This is a genomic window from Aeromicrobium sp. UBA7512 (assembly GCF_002476985.1).
Taxonomy (GTDB): Bacteria; Actinomycetota; Actinomycetes; order Propionibacteriales; family Nocardioidaceae; genus Aeromicrobium; species Aeromicrobium phoceense.
This window is the reverse complement of sequence record NZ_DLNK01000007.1, coordinates 82,204-98,674: the sequence shown is the minus strand read 5'-3', so window position 1 is coordinate 98,674 and position 16,471 is coordinate 82,204. Positions and strand designations below refer to the sequence as shown.

At 72.4% G+C, this 16,471-nt stretch carries 15 protein-coding genes and 2 riboswitches; of the genes, 8 read left to right on the top strand and 7 right to left on the bottom strand.

Annotated elements, in window-relative coordinates; translation table 11 throughout:
• Positions 1 to 13: 13 nt before the first annotated feature.
• Genes B2363_RS11445 through B2363_RS11430 form a run of 4 tightly spaced genes read right to left on the bottom strand, consistent with a single transcriptional unit; the run spans position 14 to position 3,892 of the window.
• The gene (locus tag B2363_RS11445; protein ID WP_286930300.1) at positions 14 to 811 is read right to left on the bottom strand and encodes an ABC transporter ATP-binding protein; all 798 of its coding nucleotides are present in this window, start codon (positions 809 to 811) and stop codon (positions 14 to 16) included.
• Positions 808 to 1,851: a FecCD family ABC transporter permease gene (locus B2363_RS11440; protein WP_286930298.1), complete on the bottom strand. Its 1,044-nt coding sequence runs from the start codon at positions 1,849 to 1,851 to the stop codon at positions 808 to 810. Before B2363_RS11440 ends, B2363_RS11445 begins: the two co-directional genes overlap by 4 nt.
• Entirely contained in the window at positions 1,848 to 2,879 is a 1,032-nt protein-coding gene (locus B2363_RS11435) for a FecCD family ABC transporter permease (protein WP_286930296.1), read from the bottom strand. The genes B2363_RS11440 and B2363_RS11435 overlap by 4 nt, the downstream gene beginning before the upstream one ends.
• Positions 2,876 to 3,892, bottom strand: a complete 1,017-nt coding sequence (locus B2363_RS11430; RefSeq protein ID WP_286930294.1) for an iron-siderophore ABC transporter substrate-binding protein — start codon at positions 3,890 to 3,892, stop codon at positions 2,876 to 2,878. The genes B2363_RS11435 and B2363_RS11430 overlap by 4 nt, the downstream gene beginning before the upstream one ends.
• Positions 3,893 to 4,006: 114 nt before the next feature.
• Here B2363_RS11430 and B2363_RS11425 point away from each other — a divergent pair, with 114 nt between their 5' ends.
• Positions 4,007 to 4,495 (top strand): MarR family winged helix-turn-helix transcriptional regulator, encoded by a 489-nt coding sequence (locus B2363_RS11425; protein WP_286930293.1) that lies wholly within the window; start codon positions 4,007 to 4,009, stop codon positions 4,493 to 4,495.
• 63 nt (positions 4,496 to 4,558) lie between these two features.
• Here B2363_RS11425 and B2363_RS11420 read toward each other — a convergent pair whose 3' ends face one another.
• Positions 4,559 to 5,308: a hypothetical protein gene (locus tag B2363_RS11420; protein ID WP_286930292.1), complete on the bottom strand. Its 750-nt coding sequence runs from the start codon at positions 5,306 to 5,308 to the stop codon at positions 4,559 to 4,561.
• Positions 5,309 to 5,404: 96 nt separating this feature from the next.
• A complete protein-coding gene (locus B2363_RS11415; RefSeq protein WP_286930289.1) occupies positions 5,405 to 7,297 on the bottom strand; it encodes an acyl-CoA dehydrogenase in 1,893 nt (630 codons plus the stop codon).
• 59 nt (positions 7,298 to 7,356) lie between these two features.
• On the opposite strand from B2363_RS11415, the gene B2363_RS11410 reads away from it, so the two are divergent.
• From B2363_RS11410 to B2363_RS11380, 7 genes are all read left to right on the top strand, one after another.
• Complete coding sequence (locus B2363_RS11410) at positions 7,357 to 8,130, top strand: endo alpha-1,4 polygalactosaminidase (RefSeq protein WP_286930287.1); 774 nt, start codon at positions 7,357 to 7,359, stop codon at positions 8,128 to 8,130.
• A 17-nt stretch (positions 8,131 to 8,147) separates the two neighbouring features.
• Positions 8,148 to 8,302, top strand: a riboswitch (cobalamin riboswitch).
• A gap of 76 nt (positions 8,303 to 8,378) precedes the next feature.
• Entirely contained in the window at positions 8,379 to 9,935 is a 1,557-nt protein-coding gene (locus B2363_RS11405) for a hypothetical protein (protein WP_286930286.1), read from the top strand.
• The gene (locus B2363_RS11400; RefSeq protein ID WP_286930285.1) at positions 9,932 to 10,777 is read left to right on the top strand and encodes a hypothetical protein; all 846 of its coding nucleotides are present in this window, start codon (positions 9,932 to 9,934) and stop codon (positions 10,775 to 10,777) included. Before B2363_RS11405 ends, B2363_RS11400 begins: the two co-directional genes overlap by 4 nt.
• An 8-nt stretch (positions 10,778 to 10,785) precedes the next feature.
• Positions 10,786 to 10,921, top strand: a riboswitch (cobalamin riboswitch).
• A 74-nt stretch (positions 10,922 to 10,995) separates the two neighbouring features.
• The gene (locus tag B2363_RS11395) at positions 10,996 to 12,138 is read left to right on the top strand and encodes an energy-coupling factor transporter transmembrane component T (protein WP_286930283.1); all 1,143 of its coding nucleotides are present in this window, start codon (positions 10,996 to 10,998) and stop codon (positions 12,136 to 12,138) included.
• On the top strand, positions 12,135 to 13,736 hold the full coding sequence (locus tag B2363_RS11390) for an ABC transporter ATP-binding protein (protein WP_286930282.1): 1,602 nt from the start codon (positions 12,135 to 12,137) through the stop codon (positions 13,734 to 13,736). The genes B2363_RS11395 and B2363_RS11390 overlap by 4 nt, the downstream gene beginning before the upstream one ends.
• Positions 13,733 to 14,548, top strand: a complete 816-nt coding sequence (locus B2363_RS11385; RefSeq protein ID WP_286930281.1) for an ECF transporter S component — start codon at positions 13,733 to 13,735, stop codon at positions 14,546 to 14,548. Before B2363_RS11390 ends, B2363_RS11385 begins: the two co-directional genes overlap by 4 nt.
• On the top strand, positions 14,545 to 15,186 hold the full coding sequence (locus B2363_RS11380; RefSeq protein WP_286930280.1) for a hypothetical protein: 642 nt from the start codon (positions 14,545 to 14,547) through the stop codon (positions 15,184 to 15,186). Before B2363_RS11385 ends, B2363_RS11380 begins: the two co-directional genes overlap by 4 nt.
• 102 nt (positions 15,187 to 15,288) lie before the next feature.
• Here B2363_RS11380 and B2363_RS11375 read toward each other — a convergent pair whose 3' ends face one another.
• On the bottom strand, positions 15,289 to 16,455 hold the full coding sequence (locus B2363_RS11375) for an ROK family transcriptional regulator (RefSeq protein ID WP_286930279.1): 1,167 nt from the start codon (positions 16,453 to 16,455) through the stop codon (positions 15,289 to 15,291).
• Positions 16,456 to 16,471 lie beyond the last annotated feature (16 nt).

Below are 16,471 nucleotides of genomic sequence, written 5' to 3'. Positions count from 1 at the left end.
GAAACTCCGTCCGTCAGGCCCGCACGTGGTGGCGCCCCAGCGGCAGGATCATGGGGCGGCCGCTGGTGGGGTCCTCGACCACGCGGGCGTCGAGGCCGAACACGATCTTGACCGTCTCCTGCGTCAGCACCTCCTCGGCCGAGCCCTGGGCGTGGATGAGCCCGCGGTCCACGGCGACGAGGTGGTCGGCGTAGCGCGCGGCGAGGTTCAGGTCGTGCAGCACCATCGCGATCGTCGTGCCGCGCGTGCGGTTGAGGTCGGTCAGCAGGTCCAGCACCTCCACCTGGTGGCACACGTCGAGGAACGTGGTCGGCTCGTCGAGCAACAGAACCTCGGTCTGCTGGGCGAGCGCGAGGGCGATCCAGACCCGCTGGCGCTGACCGCCCGAGAGCTCGTCGACGACGCGGTCGGCCAGCTCGAGCACGCCCGTGTCCTCGAGTGCGGAGGCCACGATCGCGTCCTCGTCGGGAGTCCACCGCGCGAAGGAGCGGCGATGCGGGTGGCGGCCCTGCGCCACGAGCTCGGCCACCGTGATGCCCTCGGGCGCGATGGGCGACTGGGGCAGCAGGCCGAGACGCCGCGCGACCTGCTTGGTGGGCATCGAGTGGATGTCGCTGCCGTCGAGCAGGACGCGGCCGGACTGGGCGGGCAGCAGGCGCGCCAGACCGCGCAGCAGGGTGGACTTGCCGCACGCGTTCGCGCCGACGATCGTCGTGATCCTCCCCGCGGGCAGCGACAGGGTGAGGTCCGTGACGATCGGCCGGTCGCCGTACGCGAGGGTCAGTGACTCGGTGGTCAGGGTGGTGGTCACAGGGAGCCTCCCGTGCGCTGGGTGCGGATGAGCAGGTAGATCAGGAACGGTGCGCCGAGCGCGCCGGTGATGACGCCGACGGGGTAGCGCGTGTCGAAGGCGTACTGGCCGATGAGGTCGGCCGCCAGCACGAGCGTGGAGCCGACCAGCGCCGACGGCAGCATGAGCGAGCCGCGGTGGCCGACCAGTCGCGTGGCGATCGGCCCGGCCATGAACGCGACGAACAGGATGGGCCCGGTGGCCGCGGTGGCGAACGAGGCCAGCGCCACCGCGACGAGCACGAGCATCCGCCGGGTGGTCTCCACCGGGACGCCGAGTCCGGCGGCCAGGTCCTCGCCGAGCCGCAGGAGCGCCAGGCGGGGCCCGAGCAGCAGCAGGACCGGCGCGAGGAAGACGAAGGGGACCGCCACGATCGCCACGGTCTCCCACGTCGCGAGGTTCAGGCTGCCGTTCAGCCACCGCATCGCGCGCTGGAGGTCGAGCTCGTTGGCGTAGACCAGCAGGTACGACGTGACGCTGTGCAGCATCGCGGCGATGCCGATGCCGACGAGGATGAGCCGCGTGCCGACGGCCTTGCCGGAGGCTGCGAGGCCGTAGATGAGGGCGGCGGTGGCGACGCCGGCCACGACCGCGCCGAGCGAGACCGCGAGACCACTGGCGCCCAGCACGACGATGCCGAACAGGGCGGCGGCGTTGGCGCCGTTGGTGATGCCGATGATGTCCGGGCTCGCCAGCGGGTTGCGCAGCATCGTCTGGAACGTGATGCCCGCCAGGCCAAACGCCGCGCCCGCGAGCACCGCGAGGACGGATCGGGGCAGGCGCAGCTCGCCGACGATGAACGAGGCGCCCGGCACCTGCTCGCCGATGATGACGCGCCAGACGTCGCCGAGCGAGTAGACGGGGTCGCCGGCGCTCAGGGAGACGACGAACAGCACGACGAGGGTGATCGCCAGGCCGACGACGGTCCAGGTGGCGCGGCGCGCGCCGCGGGTGCGGGCGGCGTGGACGATCTCGGTGCCGGTGGGGAGGGTCATGGTCATGTGGCACCCCCGGTGCGACGCAGGACGACCCAGAGGAAGACGGGTCCGCCGATGAGGGCGGTGATCACGCCGACGTCGATCTCGCCCGGGCGGCCCAGCACGCGACCGACGACGTCGGCCAGGGTCAGCAGGGTGGCGCCGACGGTGGCGCACACCGGCAGCAGCCAGCGGTGGTCGGCCCCGACCACGAGCCGGCACAGGTGCGGCACGACGAGACCGACGAAGCCGATGGGCCCGGCCAGCGCGGTGGCGGCGCCGCAGAGGATGATCGCCCCGGCGGCGGCCAGCAGGCGCGTCCGGACGACCGAGACGCCCAGTCCGGCGGCGGCCTCGTCGCCCAGGGCGAGGATGTTCAGGGAGCGGGCGCTGGCGAAGCAGATCGCCGCGCCGACGACGAGGATCGGCAGCACCATCAGGGTGTCGGAGTTCTCGGCGCGTCCCACGCTGCCCACCTGCCAGAACCGGAAGACTCGCATGACGTCGATCCGCGGCAGCAGGATCGCGCTCGAGAGCGAGGTGAAGGCGGCGGTGGTGATCGCGCCGGCCAGCGCCAGCTTGAGCGGAGTGGGCCCGCCGGGGCCCAGCGATCCGACGAGGTAGACGAAGACAGCCGCCAGCGCGGCGCCGGTGAGCGCGAAGAAGATGTACTCGGGCATCGAGGCGGCGGCGAAGAACGCGATGCCGATCACGACGAGCAGCGAGGCGCCCGAGTTGATGCCGAGGATGAACGGGTCGGCGAGCGGGTTGCGGGTGACGGCCTGCAGCACGGCACCGGCGATGCCGAGGGCGGCGCCCACGAGCACGGCGAGGATCGTGCGCGGCACGCGTGAGCGGATCGCGGCGGAGGTGACGTCGTCACCGTTGCCGGTGAGCGCCTCCACGACGTCGGACAGGCTCACGACCCGCGCGCCGAACGCGACCGAGAGGAACACCGCGGCGACGAGCGCCACGATGCTGACGAGGAACCACCACGGGGGCTGTCGCGTCAGCGCGGCAGCCCCCACGGTCGGATCGGTCGTCGTGGTCACTTCACCTTCGCGGCTGCGTCCGCGAGCAGGGCGACGTAGTCGTCGATCATCCACGGGATGGACAGGGCCGAGGGCGACACGGCCGCGGCCATCGGCGTGTTGTCCTCCAGCAGGGCGGCGGAGCCGTTCTTGAACGCGGTGACCTGGCCCAGCAGCGGGTCGGCCTGGACCTTCTTCAGGGCCGCGTCGTCGCCGTAGCCCACGAACACGTCGGCGCCGTTGAGCTCGTCGGCCTTCTCGGAGCTGATCTCCAGGAAGAACTGGTCGCTCCCCTCGGAGGCCTTCGTGACGAAGTCGGGCGTCTCGAAGCCGAGGTCGTTGAGGAAGGTCGCGCGGGTGTCGGACGCCGTGTAGTAGCCGACCTTGCTCAGGTCGCTCGGGTCGATCCAGCTCATGACGGCGGTCTTGCCCTTGATCTCCGGCTGCTTCTCGGTGGCGTCGGTGATCTGCTGCTCCAGGTCGGAGATCAGCTGGGTGGCCTCGTCGGACTTGCCGAGCGCCTGGCCCGTGAGCTTGATGGCGTCGCGCCACGAGGTGCCCCAGGCCTGGCCCGGGTAGGCGACGACCGGCGCGATCTTGCTGAGGGTCTCGTACTCCTCCTTCGTCAGGCCGGAGTTGGGCGCGAGGATCAGGTCGGGCGTGGTCTTGGCGACCGCGGTCGCGTCGATGCCGTCGGTCTCGTCGAACAGCACGGGGGCCTCGCCGCCGAGCTCGTCGAGCTTGTCCTTGACCCACGGGTGCAGGCCGTCGGTGTCGTCGTCGCCGTAGGTGACCTTGGGCATGCCGACCGGCACGACGCCCAGCGCCAGGGCGGTGTCCTGGTTCGACCACGCGACGGTGGCGACCCGCTTCGGCTGGCTCTTGATCGGCGTCTTGCCGAGCGCGTGCTCGATCGTCACCGGGAAGTTCTCGCCCGAGGCTCCCGAGGACTCGTTCGTGTCGTCGGAGGAGGAGCCGCAGGCGGCAAGGCTGAGCGCGAGGGTCGCGGCGGCCAGCAGGGGTGCGAGGCGCAAGGGAGTACCTTTCATCACGGGTAGGTAAGCCAAGCCTAAGCCTTCCCGCCACGGCGACACCACCGGGATCGGTCCGTGGACGCGCAGGGCGGTGCGGATGGCTACGGTGGAGCCATGCCAGGACTGGAGTTCGACCCGCTCGAGCGCGCCGGCGAGCTCTGGGAGGAGCGCATCGGCGACGCGACTTCGATGCGCCTGGCGACCTCGATCATGCGGGTCCACCAGATCGTGCTCGCCCGCCTCGACGGTGCCCTGAAGCCGTTCGGGATCACCTTCGCGCGCTACGAGGTGCTGCGACTGCTGTCGTTCAGCTCCTCGGGCTCGCTGCCGCTGTCGAAGATCGGCGAGCGGCTCATGGTGCACCCCACCTCGGTCACCAACGTCATCGACCGGCTCGTCGCCGACGGACTCGTCGACCGCAACATCGACCCGCGCGACCGGCGCCGCGCGCTCGCCTCGCTCACGCCGGCCGGCACCAAGGTGCTCGACGCCGCCACCGAGGCGCTAACGGAGCTCGACTTCGGCGTGGGCGGCGTCAGCGCGCAGGACCAGCGCACGATCCACGAGCTGCTCACCCCGCTGCGTCGCGACGACTGGAGCTGAGTCCCCCCCGAACGCGAAGCGCCGGCCCACCCGAAGGTGGACCGGCGCTCGGCGTGGATCAGATCAGATGCGGGTCGCGCGGCTGACCGCACCCTGGACGCGCGTGGTCGTCGGGATGTACACGCGGTAGGGGCGCTTCTTCTTGGACTTGAGCGAGTACTTGCCGTGGCCGTTCGCGTTGACCCGGATGGTCTTCACGGTCTTCCACTTCTTGCCCTTCTTGACCTGAAGCTTGACCTTCTTGACCGAGACCCAGCGGGTGCCGGTGAACGTCTTGAAGCCCTTGAGCTTGAACGTGACCTTGGAGCCGCGCTTGGTGATGGGGCTGTAGTTCCACTGCACGCCCTGGCGGACACGGAACGTGAGGGAGTTGGGCGCGATGTGCGTGGCGGTGCCGTCGTAGCGACGGAACGTGATGCGGTCGACGCGGTACGCGCCGGCGCCCCACGAGCTGGGGACGCGGATGGAGCTGCCGTCGAACAGGTCGACGTTGGCGCTGCGGCCGTTCATCGAGAGGCGCGCGGTGGGGATGCTGCTCCAGCCGTCGGGCACGTTGTAGTTGATCGCGGCCGGCACGTAGGTGTTGCCGGTGTAGTAGAGCGTGCCGCGGCCCACGGACAGGCGGGTCACGGACGGCGCGGCTGCCGGGTTGCGCGTGATGGCGCTGGGCGTGGCGACGGACGGCGCGGACGCGGCCTTCGGCGCCGGAGCGATGGCGCCGGACTCGGCAGCCTGGGCGGACACGGGCGTGGCCAGCGAGAGCGCCATGGCGGCCGCGGCGGCGACCGCGACCTGGGTGATGCGTCGGTTCATTTTTCTCCCCGAGACGAAATGTATGAGTTGAGCAGCGTCAGTCTGCCACGGCTGGACCGGATAGTTCCGAAGAACCATCAAGTCGCGGATGTGATCTCAGCCGAGCATCTCGGCGCCGAGGCTCTCCTCCGGCACGCCCAGCCCCTCGACGAGCGCGAGCGTGTGGGGTCGCAGCTTCTCCAGCAGGGCGTTCACCTCGGTGGTGACCGCCTTGGCGCGCGTGTCGCTGATGCGGTTGTGCTCCATGAACCAGGCCTTGTCGCGCTCGATGATGGTGAGGGCGTAGAGGGAGCAGACGTCGCGCAGGACGTCGGCCGCGGCGTCGTCCTCGGTCCGGGCGATGCCGGCGGTGAACGCCTCCAGCACGACCCGGTCGATGTGCACCTGGCCGATCTTGACCACGTGGTCCTGGGCGGCGTTGAACGCGGCGAAGGCGGCGCCCTTGTCGTTGCCGGCGCGGCGCAGGCGCCGGGCGGCCGTCTCGATGACGTGCTGCTCGCGGTCCTCGAAGAGGTCCAGCTGCGTGCCGCGGTCGAGCAGGTTGTGGTCGTCGTCGCGCGAGCGGGCGTCGATGAGCCGCTGGATCAGCTGGGCGGCGGCGGTGCGCTCCTTGACCGTCTCGGCCACGGTGCTGGCGGCGAACTTCACCATGCCGACCGGGTCGAGGCCGGTGACCTCCTGGGCGTACGAGGTCAGCAGCTCCTTGGCGACCAGCTGCAGCAGTACGACGTTGTCACCCTCGAACGTGGTGAACACGTCACTGTCGGCCTTGAGGGTCGTGAGCCGGTTCTCGGCCAGGTACCCGGCACCGCCGCAGGCCTCGCGGCACTCCTGGATCGCGCGGGTCGCGAACGAGGTGAGCGCGGCCTTCAGGCCGGCGGCACGTCCCTCGAGCTCGCGCTGCGCGTGGGCGTCGGGGTCGGCCTCGGTCTGCAGGCGGTGCATGCGCGCGACGAGCTGGTTGTGGGCGAAGCGGAACGCGTAGGCCTCGGCCAGCAGGGGCAGCAGACGACGCTGGTGCATCCGGTAGTCCATCAGCACGGTCTCCTCGCCCGGCACACCCTCGAACTGACGCCGCTGGAGCGCGTACCGACCGGCGATGCTGAGCGCCACCTCGGCGGCGGCACGGGCGGAGCCACCCACGCTGACTCGGCCGCGGATGAGCGTGCCGATCATGGTAAAGAAGCGCGCGTTGAGGCTGTCGATGGGGGAGGAGTAGACGCCGCCCTCGTCGACGTTGCCGTACCGGTTCAGGAGGTTCTCGCGCGGGATCCGCACCTGGTCGAACATCAGGCGGCCGTTGTCGACGCCGCCCAGCCCGCCCTTGAACCCGCAGTCGCTGGTGGTGACGCCCGGCAGGTCCTCGCCGGCCTCGTCGCGGATCGGCACGACGAAGCAGTGCACCCCGTGGTCCTCGCCGAGGGTGATGAGGCGGGCGAACACCGCGGCGACGCGCGCGTGCTTGGCGGCGCCGCCGATGTAGTCCTTGCGCGCCGACGGCGTGGGGGAGTGGACCACGAACTCCTGCGTCGCGGGGTCGTAGGTGGCCGTCGTCTCGAGGCTCTGCACGTCGCTCCCGTGACCGGTCTCGGTCATCGCGAAGCAGCCGAGCAGGTCCAGGTTGATCAGCGCCGGGATGTACTTCTCGTGGTGGCGCTCGGTGCCGAGGTTCTCGATCGCGCCGCCGAACAGGCCCCACTGCACGCCGGCCTTCACCATGAGCGACAGGTCGAACTGGGCCAGCATCTCGATGCCCGTGACGGCCATCCCCGGATCGCCGGTGCCGCCGTTCTCGGTGCGGAAGCCCGCGGCGGGGATGCCGGTGGGCACGAGCTGCTTCATCTGGTCGAGCACGCGCTCGCGGGCCTCGTCGAGGGTGAGCGAGTGGTCGTACGCCAGGTCCAGCTGTGCCAGCTCCGCCCGGCTCTGCTCACGCACGTGGCGCCACTTGCCGTCGATGGACCGTCGAAGTTCCTCACCGAGACTCATGGGCACAGGCTAGTGGCGGCGGCCCACCACGACACGGCGAAGACTGGTACTCCTGAGGCATGGCCTTCCTGTCCTCCCTGCTGCTCGCGGTGCTCGCGGCGGTCACGCCCGTCACGCTCCCGCCGGCCGGCGGGGTCGCCGACTACCAGCTCGGCGGGGCGTACCGGCCCGCCTCGAAGGTGGACGTCGTCGTGCGCGATCGCACCGAGAAGCCCGCGCCCGGCGTGTACTCGGTCTGCTACGTGAACGCGTTCCAGACCCAACCGGGCAGCCTGCGCTGGTGGAAGAAGAAGCACCCGGGCCTGTTGCTGCGCGACGGCAGGGGACGCGTCGTGCGCGATGCCGGCTGGCCCGACGAGGTGCTGCTCGACCTGCGCTCCCCGGGCAAGCGCGCGGCCGCGGCACGTGTCATGCGGACGTGGTTCGCGTCCTGCGCCGACCGTGGCTACCGCGCCGTGGAGCCGGACAACCTCGACTCGTGGACCCGGTCGAAGCGGCTGATCCGGCGCTCGCAGGCGCGGGCCTACGCGAAGCGCCTCGTGACCGCCGCACATGCCGAGGGTCTCGCCATCGCCCAGAAGAACACCCCCGAGATCAACGGCCGCAGGCTCGGCTTCGACTTCGCCGTGGCCGAGGAGTGCGAGGTGTACCGCGAGTGCGGTCGGTACACGCGGATGTACGGCCGCCGCGTCATCGAGATCGAGTACACCGACAACGGCCGCCGCGCGTTCACGCGCGCCTGTCGCGCGCGCGGGTCGAGGATCTCGGTCCTGCTCCGCGATCGCGACGTCGTCCCGCGCGGCGCCAAGGGCCACGTCTACCGCACGTGCTGATCTCTGCCTCGAGGAGAGGGAAAGCGGGGGCTCCCGGCCTGTTAGAGTGCGCCTGAACAATCACCTTCCGCAGTGCCAGGGGAAGCCGGTGCGAATCCGGCGCTGACCCGCAACCGTGAGACCGCCCCTCGGGACGGCGAGCCGGAGCACCTGCCTGTCGGAACCGGCCACACGCTGTCGAGGAACGCAGCGGGCGGAGCTGATGGCATCGGCCCCTTCCCGTCCTGTGCAGCGGGAAGGAAACCCCCATGAGTACATCCCTGCGTCGACGCGCCCTCGCGGTGCTCGCAGGCGGCGCGGTCGCGGTCTCCACCGCCGTCGCCGTCGCCCCCTCCGCCTCGGCGGCCTCCACCCCGTCCACCTCGGCGGCGACGCGCTGGCTCGAGAGCAAGCTCGTGGGCGGCATCGTCACCTACGACCAGGCCGACTACAACGAGGACTGGAGCGAGATCATCGGCTACTCGCCCAAGCCCGAGTACGGCCTCACGGTGGACACCTTCCTGGCGTTCGACCGCCTCGGCGCCTCGGCGGCCACGCGCAGCGCGATCCTCGACGGACTCGCCGGCGCTGCCGACACCTACGTCGCCGGCTTCGGGATCTCTCCCGGTGCCGCGGGCAAGCTCGCCACGGCGGTCGTGACCGGTGGACGCGATCCCCGTGCGTTCGGTGGCCGCAACCTCGTCGCCGACGTCGAGGGCAAGACGATCGACGCGACCGGCGAGACGGAGGGCACCTACGGCGGCGTGGGCCAGGCCTGGGCCACGCGCGCCCTCGTCCTGTCCGGCAGCGCCGAGGCTGCGGGATCCCTCGACTTCCTGACGTCGAAGCAGTGCGCCAACGGATCGTTCCTCCAGGACTACGCGGCCGACTGCGGCTCCGCCATCGAGGTCGACTCCACCGCACTGGCGATCCAGGCGCTGGGCGATGCCGTCGCGAACGGGCACGCGGAGGTCGCCGACGAGCTGGCAGCCGCCGCTCAGGCACTCGCCGCCGCCCAGGCGGCCGACGGCTCCTTCGTCGGCAACGGCGTCCCGAACACGAACAGCACCGGCCTGGCTGCCGTGGCGCTGAGCCGCGCAGGTCGTGCCGCCGAGGCGACGAAGGCCGCCTCGTGGATCTCCCGCCACCAGGTCACCGAGGCCACGGGCGGGAAGCTCGCCTCGCAGACCGGCGCGATCGCCTACGACCGGGCAGCCCTGACCGCGGGCACCGCGGACGGCATCGACGAGCTCGCGATCGACCAGTGGATCCGCGCCTCGACGCAGGCGGCTCCGGCCCTCGCGGTGCTCTCGTCTCCGAAGGCAGCGGCATCCGTGCCGCGGTTCGCCCGCTCGGGTGGCACCGTCGCCGTCACCGCGAGCGGTCTCGCGGCCGGCTGGAGCAGCACGGCGCGTGTCGCCGGTGGCTCCACGGCCCGAACGGTCGTCCCGGCCGCGGGCCGCGCCACCTTCACGCTCCGTGTCCCGAAGGGCACCGCCCGTCGCACGGTCGCCGTCTCCGACGCCACCGGCCGGACGGTCGCCAGCACGTCGGTCCAGGTCCTCGCCGCCAAGAAGCTGCGGGTCTCGTCGAAGTCCAAGGTGCGCCGCGCCAAGGTGCAGAAGGTCGTCGTGCGCGGCCTCGCCGCCGCCGAGCCGGTGCGGGTCTACTACCGCGGCAAGCTGGTCAAGCGCGGCGTCGCGTCGAAGAGCGGGACGTACACGTACCGCCTGAAGGTGGGCCGGAAGACGGGCAAGGTCAAGGTCATCGTCCGTGGCGCCTACGCCGAGCGCAACGGCGTGAGGGCCTTCCGGGTCGTCAAGTGAGCCGACTGCTCCGTCGTGTTCTGGCGGCGACCCTCCTCGGGGTCGCCGCCGGACCCGTCTCCCTCAGCGCCCCGGCCCAGGCCGCGGCGTGCAGCGGCAGCCAGGGCGTCACGGTCGTGGTGGGCTCGAGCGTCGGGTGCGACTCCGACGGTGGTGGCCGTGCCGCGAGCAACTTCACCGACGCCGGCCACCGGCTGACCTATGCCTCGCGCTCTCCCGGCTTCGTGTGCCGTGTCGACGGTGCGCCCGCGTCGGACCCCTGCGTCGAGGCCTCGCCGAGCGACGCCTACTGGGCGCTGTTCGTCTCGAACGGGAAGTCTGGCTGGGCCTACTCGAGCCTCGGCGCCTCCGCGCTGAAGGTGCCGCAGGGTGGCTCCGTCGCCTTCGTGTTCCAGAACTCGTCCTCGCGGACGTGGCCGTCGGTGCAGCCCGCGGTCGCACCGGAGCCGACCCGGAAGACGACGCCTCCCACCTCCGGGACGTCGAAGCCCGGCGCGAAGGACAAGCCGCGTCCGAAGGGCTCGACCGCGCGCACCACCGCGACCGCCGCGCCGAAGGCGGCCGTCCCCGGCTCCTCGGCGACTCCCTCGGCGGGGGCGTCGCCGCCCACGTCGGGTCCCACCCCGTCCGCCACCCCGTCCACCCGTCCGACGCCGAGCGCCTCGGTGGGGACGACCGCGAGTGAGGCCGCGCCCGTCGCCGGAGCGCCCGCGGTCCAGCCCACGGCAGCCGAGGCCGGGTCCGACGCGACGTCGCCCGCCGCCCTGGTCGCGGGAGCCGGCGTCGTGGTGCTGCTGGCCGCCGCCGGGGGCGTCACGTGGTACCGACGCCGGTCGGGCTGACGGTCGCGGGGGAGTAGACTCGCGGGCGTTGGACCAACGTCCGGCCCAGGGGAAACCGGTGAGATTCCGGTGCTGTGCCGCAACCGTGAGCCCCGCCCCACCCGGCGGAGCGAGCCGGGAACCCGCGCCGGACGGCCACCACCACATGTTGTCGCGCAACGACGGGTGGGCGATCGCCCTCGTGGACCTCGCCCCCGTACCGCGGGGAAGGGGACCGGATGACCGCCGTCGTCGACTCCACCCCCGTCAGGAGCCCCGCCACCGGGCGTCCCCGGCGCGAGCTGCACCCCGGCGCGTGGTGGCTGTGGGCGCTCGGCCTCGCGGCGGGCGCGTCGTTCACGCTCAACCCCTTCCTGCTGCTGGTCATCGTCGCGATCGCGGCGCTCGTGGTGGCGGCGTGCCGCGGCGACGCCCCGTGGGCCCTGTCGTTCCGCTACTACCTGTACTTCGGGCTGCTGATCGTGGTGATGCGCGTCGTCTTCCGCATCCTGCTCGGCGGCGGCTCGGCACCGGGCGACCCCGTGCTGTTCGGCCTGCCCGAGATCCCGCTGCCCGAGGTGGCGCGGGGCGTCCAGCTGCTCGGTGACGTCACGGTCAACGAGGTGCTGCTGGGCCTCTACGACGGCATGCGCCTGGCCACGCTGATCATCTGCATCGGCGCGGCGAACTCCCTGGCGAACCCCAAGAAGCTGCTCGCCGCCGCGCCGCCGGCGCTCTACGAGGTCGGCGCGGCCCTGGTCGTCGCCGTCTCGGTCTTCCCCCAGCTGGCCGAGAGCGTGCGCCGGGTCAACCGCGCGCGCAAGCTGCGCGGCGACGCGAGCCGCGGCACCGGCGCGATGCACCGCATCGTCATCCCCGTCCTGGAGGACGCGCTCGACCGCTCGATGACGCTCGCCGCGGGGATGGACGCGCGGGGGTACGGCCGCTCCGGCACGGTCGCGCCCCGCGACCGCTTCGCCACGGGGGTGCTGATGCTGGTGGGCCTGTTCGGCCTCAGCGTGGGCACCTACGGGTACCTCGACGGCACGGCTCCGCGCTTCCTGTCCTACCCGATGCTGGCCGTGGGCCTGGTCTTCGCGGTGCTGGCCCTGCGGTCGGCGGGCCGCCGGGTGCACCGCACCCGCTACCGCCCCATCGCCTGGCAGGCGGCCGAGTACCTCACCGCGGCGTCCGGCCTGGCCGTGGCGATCGGCCTCAAGGCGCTGTCGACGCAGCAGGTCCCCGTGATCTACCCCGACGTCCCGGGCTGGCCCCCGCTCAGCGTGCTGTCGCTCGCGGTGGTCGCCATCGGCATCCTGCCCGTGTTCGTCGCCCCGCAGGCGCCCGTCGCCCACGACCAGGTGGGAGGTGAGGACGCATGATCTCGTTCGGCGACGTGACCTTCTGGTACGACGGCGCCCAGGACCCGACGCTGCGCGACGTCACCCTCGAGATCGAGGAGGGCGAGCTGGTGCTGGTGTCCGGCCGCACCGGCTCGGGCAAGTCGACGCTGCTGGGGATGCTCAACGGCCTCGTGCCCCACTTCACCGGCGGCACGCTCGGCGGCGACATCCGCATCGACGGCTCGTCCGTCCTCGGCAGGCCGCCGCGCGAGCTGGCGCACCTCGTGGGCTACGTCGCGCAGGACCCGGCCTCGGGCTTCGTGGCCGACGTGGTCGAGGAGGAGCTCGCCTACGGCATGGAGCACCTCGGCCTCGACCCGCAGACGATGCGTCGCCGCGTCGAGGAGACGCTCGACCTGCTCGGCATCGCCGACCTGAGGCGCCGCTCGGTGCGCTCGCTGTCGGGTGGCCAGCAGCAGCGCGTCGCGATCGGCTCGGTGCTGACGATGCACCCGCGCGTGCTCGTGCTCGACGAGCCCACCTCGGCGCTCGACCCCACCGCGGCCGAGGACGTCCTGGCCACGATCGCGCGCCTTGTCGACGATCTGGCGCTCACCGTCGTCGTCGCGGAGCACCGGATGGAGCGCGTCGTGCCGTTCGCCGACCGGCTCGTCGTGGTCGAGGACGGCCGGGTCCGCATCGGCGAGACGGCGGCCCTGCTCGTGGACGCGCCGGTCGCGCCGCCGCTCGTGCACCTCGGACGCCTCGCCGACTGGAGCCCGCTGCCGCTGTCCGTCCGTGAGGCGCGGCGCCGGGTGAGGCCGCTCGCCTCGCGGCTCGGTCCGCCGCCCGTTCACGTGCCGTTCGAGCGTCCGCCGGCGCTGCGAGCGCGGGGGATCACCGTGCAGTACGGGCGCTTCGCGGCCGTGAAGGAGGTCGACCTGGAGGTCGGCCACGGTGAGGTCGTCGCGCTCATGGGCCGCAACGGGTCGGGCAAGAGCTCGCTGCTCTGGGCCGTGCAGGGCACGGGCGCGCGGGCCGCGGGCGTCGTCGACGTCGACGGGGTGGACCCGGGCGACGTGCGCCCGGCCGAGGCGCGGATGCTGGTCGGCCTGGTCCCGCAGACCTCCTCCGACCTGCTGTACCTCGAGACCGTCGACCGCGAGTGCGCCGCCGCCGACGACCAGTCCGTCGTCGACCCGGGGACCTGCCGCGCGCTGCTCGACCGTCTCGCGCCGGGCATCCCCGGCGACCGTCATCCGCGCGACCTCTCGGAGGGGCAGAAGCTGGCCCTCGTCCTGGCGATCGTCCTCACGGCCCACCCCGCGGTGGTCGCGCTGGACGAGCCGACCCGCGGCCTCGACTATCCGGGCAAGGCGGCCCTCGCGGCGATCCTGCGCGACCTCGCCGCCGAGGGTCGCGGGATCGTCGTGTCCAGCCACGACGTGGAGTTCGTCGCCACCGTGGCCGACACCGTCGCGGTGATGGCCGAGGGCGAGATCGTCTCCACGGGGCCGGTCCGCACGGTGCTGGCGGAGTCGCCCGCCTTCGCGCCCCAGGTGTCGAAGGTGCTCGGTCACGACTGGCTCACCGTCGACGAGGTGTCGGCCGCGCTGCCCACGGAGGTGGTCCGGTGAGCGGCCTGCGATCCGCCGAGGCCGTCCCGGTCACCCTGCGGTCCGCGCTCGTGCTCGGCGCCGCCAGCGTCGCGGGGCTGCTCATGCTGCTGTGGCCGCTGATCTTCGCGCCCGCGCCGGACCAGACCCGTGTGGACCAGCCCTTCATCTTCATGGTCCTGATGCCGGTGGTCGTCCTCGTGGTGATCGCGGAGCTCTCCGAGGGCGGACTGGACTCCAAGGCGCTCGCGATGCTGGGGGTGCTGAGCGCGATCAACGCCGCCGTGCGGCCCCTCGGCGCGGGCGTGGCCGGTGTCGAGCCGATCTTCTTCCTGCTGATCCTTGGCGGTCGCGTCTTCGGGCCGGGCTTCGGCTTCGTGCTCGGGTGCACGAGTCTGTTCGCGTCGGCGCTGCTCACCTCCGGCGTGGGGCCGTGGCTGCCGTTCCAGATGCTGTGCGCGGCGTGGGTCGGCATGGGCGCCGGTTTGCTGCCGCGGCGGTTCACCGGGCGGTCGGAGATCGCCGTGCTCGCGGTCTACACGGTGATCGCGGCGTTCGCCTACGGGCTGCTGATGAACCTGTCGTCCTGGCCGTTCACCCTCGGCATCGCGATCCCCGGCGCGGAGGACTCGCTGGCCATGGTGCCGGGCGACCCCGTGCTGGAGAACCTCCAGCGCTTCCTCGTCTTCACCCTGCTCACCTCGTTCTGGGGCTGGGACCTCGGCCGCGCGATCACGAACTGCGTGTTGGTGCTCGTGCTCGGGCCGGCCGTCCTGGCCACGTTGAGGCGCGCCGCCCGGCGCGCCCGGTACCTCTCCAAGGAGTCCACATGAAGAGCCTGCTCGCCCGCCTCGCCGCGGTGACCCTGCTGTCGGCGAGCGTCGTCGCGCTGCCGACGACGGCCACCGCCGAGGAGTCCTGCGAGGCGGCCGGCGACGTCCCGATCGTGCTGGAGTTCGGCTCGCTCGACGGCGAGGACCGGGTCGTGTGTGCCCAGGACGCCGTGGGCACGACCGGCCTCGAGGCCCTCAACGCCGCCGGCGTCGAGACCGCGGAGACGAGCGGTGCGATGCCGATGGTGTGCCGCATCGACGGACTGCCGGCACCGGAGCAGGAGAAGTGCGGCAAGGCGCTGAACGGCCCGGGCTACTGGGCGTTCCTGGTGGCCCGGGAGGGCCAGGACTGGGGCTACGCCTCGGTGGGCCTGCAGGAGTACGAGCTCGTCCCGGGCGACTTCATCGCGCTCAGGTACCACCTGATGGCCGACGGCGAGAACGTCCCGGTCGACGCCGCCGCCGACGCCTCCACGCGTGCCGATGCCGAGGTCGCGGGCGACGAGGACCACGCGAGCGGTGACCACGCGGACGACGAGTCGTCCTCGCTCGCCACGGTCGCGCTGCCCATCGCGATCGTCGCCGCCCTGCTGGTGGCCGTGGCCGCCTTCGTCGTCGCGCGCCGCCGCCGCGACTGACCCTCGCCGATCACTCGCCCACCGGAACCGCGAGTGGCCCGCCACTCGCCGAGTGGCGGGCGTTCTTGCGCCACTCGCGACCCCGGTTTGCGCCACTCGGCGTCAGTCGGCCGCGGCCAGCAGCTCGGCGCTGGCCTGCTCGATCGCCTCGGGCGAGAGCACGTGCGCGATCGCCATGGCCGCCGCGCCCAGGACGCCGGACTGCTCGCCGCTGACCGACGGCACGATGCGCAGGTGCTCGGTGGCCAACGGCAGCGAGCGCCGGTAGACCTCCTCGCGGATGCCGGCCAGCAGGTGCTCGCCGGCCTCGGCGAGGGCGCCGCCGATCACGACCACCGACGGGTTGATGAAGTTCACGATCATCGCCAGCACGTCGCCGATGTCGCGGCCCGCCTGGCGCACCGCCTGGATCGCGGCCAGGTCGCCGGAGCGGACGAGGTCGACGACGTGGGTCGCCGTGGTCACCCCGGGCCGGTCCAGCACCCGCGCGATCGCGGGCCCGGCGGCCAGCGCCTCGAGACAGCCGACGTTGCCGCAGCGGCACAGCACGTCGCTGCCGCGCGAGACGCGGATGTGCCCGATGTCCCCGGCGGTGCCCTGCCCGCCGCGCTGGAGCTCGCCGCCGGCGATGATGCCCGCGCCGATGCCCGTGGCCGCCTTGATGAGGATCAGGTCGTCCTCGTCGGGGAACTGGGTGTCCTGCTCGCCCAGCGCCATGATGTTCACGTCGTTGTCGATGAGCACGGGCACGTCGAACGAGCGCCGGACGAACTGCGGCACGTCGAACCGGTCCCACCCGGGCATGATCGGCGGGTTGATCGCGCGACCGGTCGAGTGCTCCACGGGGCCCGGCAGGCCGATGCCGATGCCGGCCAGGTCGGCGCGGGGGCGGCCCGTCTGCAGCATCAGGCGGTCGACGGTCGCGGTCACCCAGCGCAGCACGGGCACGGGGCCGTCGGCGATGTCCAGGTCCTCGCGATCCTGCGCCAGCACGGCACCGGAGAGGTCGACGATCGCGGCGCGGGCGTGCCGGGCGCCGAGGTCGATCGCGGCCACGACGCGCGCCCCGGTGTTGACCGCGAGCAGCGACGGCGGACGGCCGCCCGTGGAGCTGCGGCCCCCGTACGGCGCGATCAGCCCGAGCTTCAGCAGCAGGTCCACGCGTGAGGCCACGGTGGAGCGCGCCAGACCACTCGACGCCGCCAGCTCGGCGCGGGTCATGGGCCGACCCTCGCGCTGGAGCAGTGCGAACACGTCGCTGGTCTTCACGGTGCTGATTCAACCA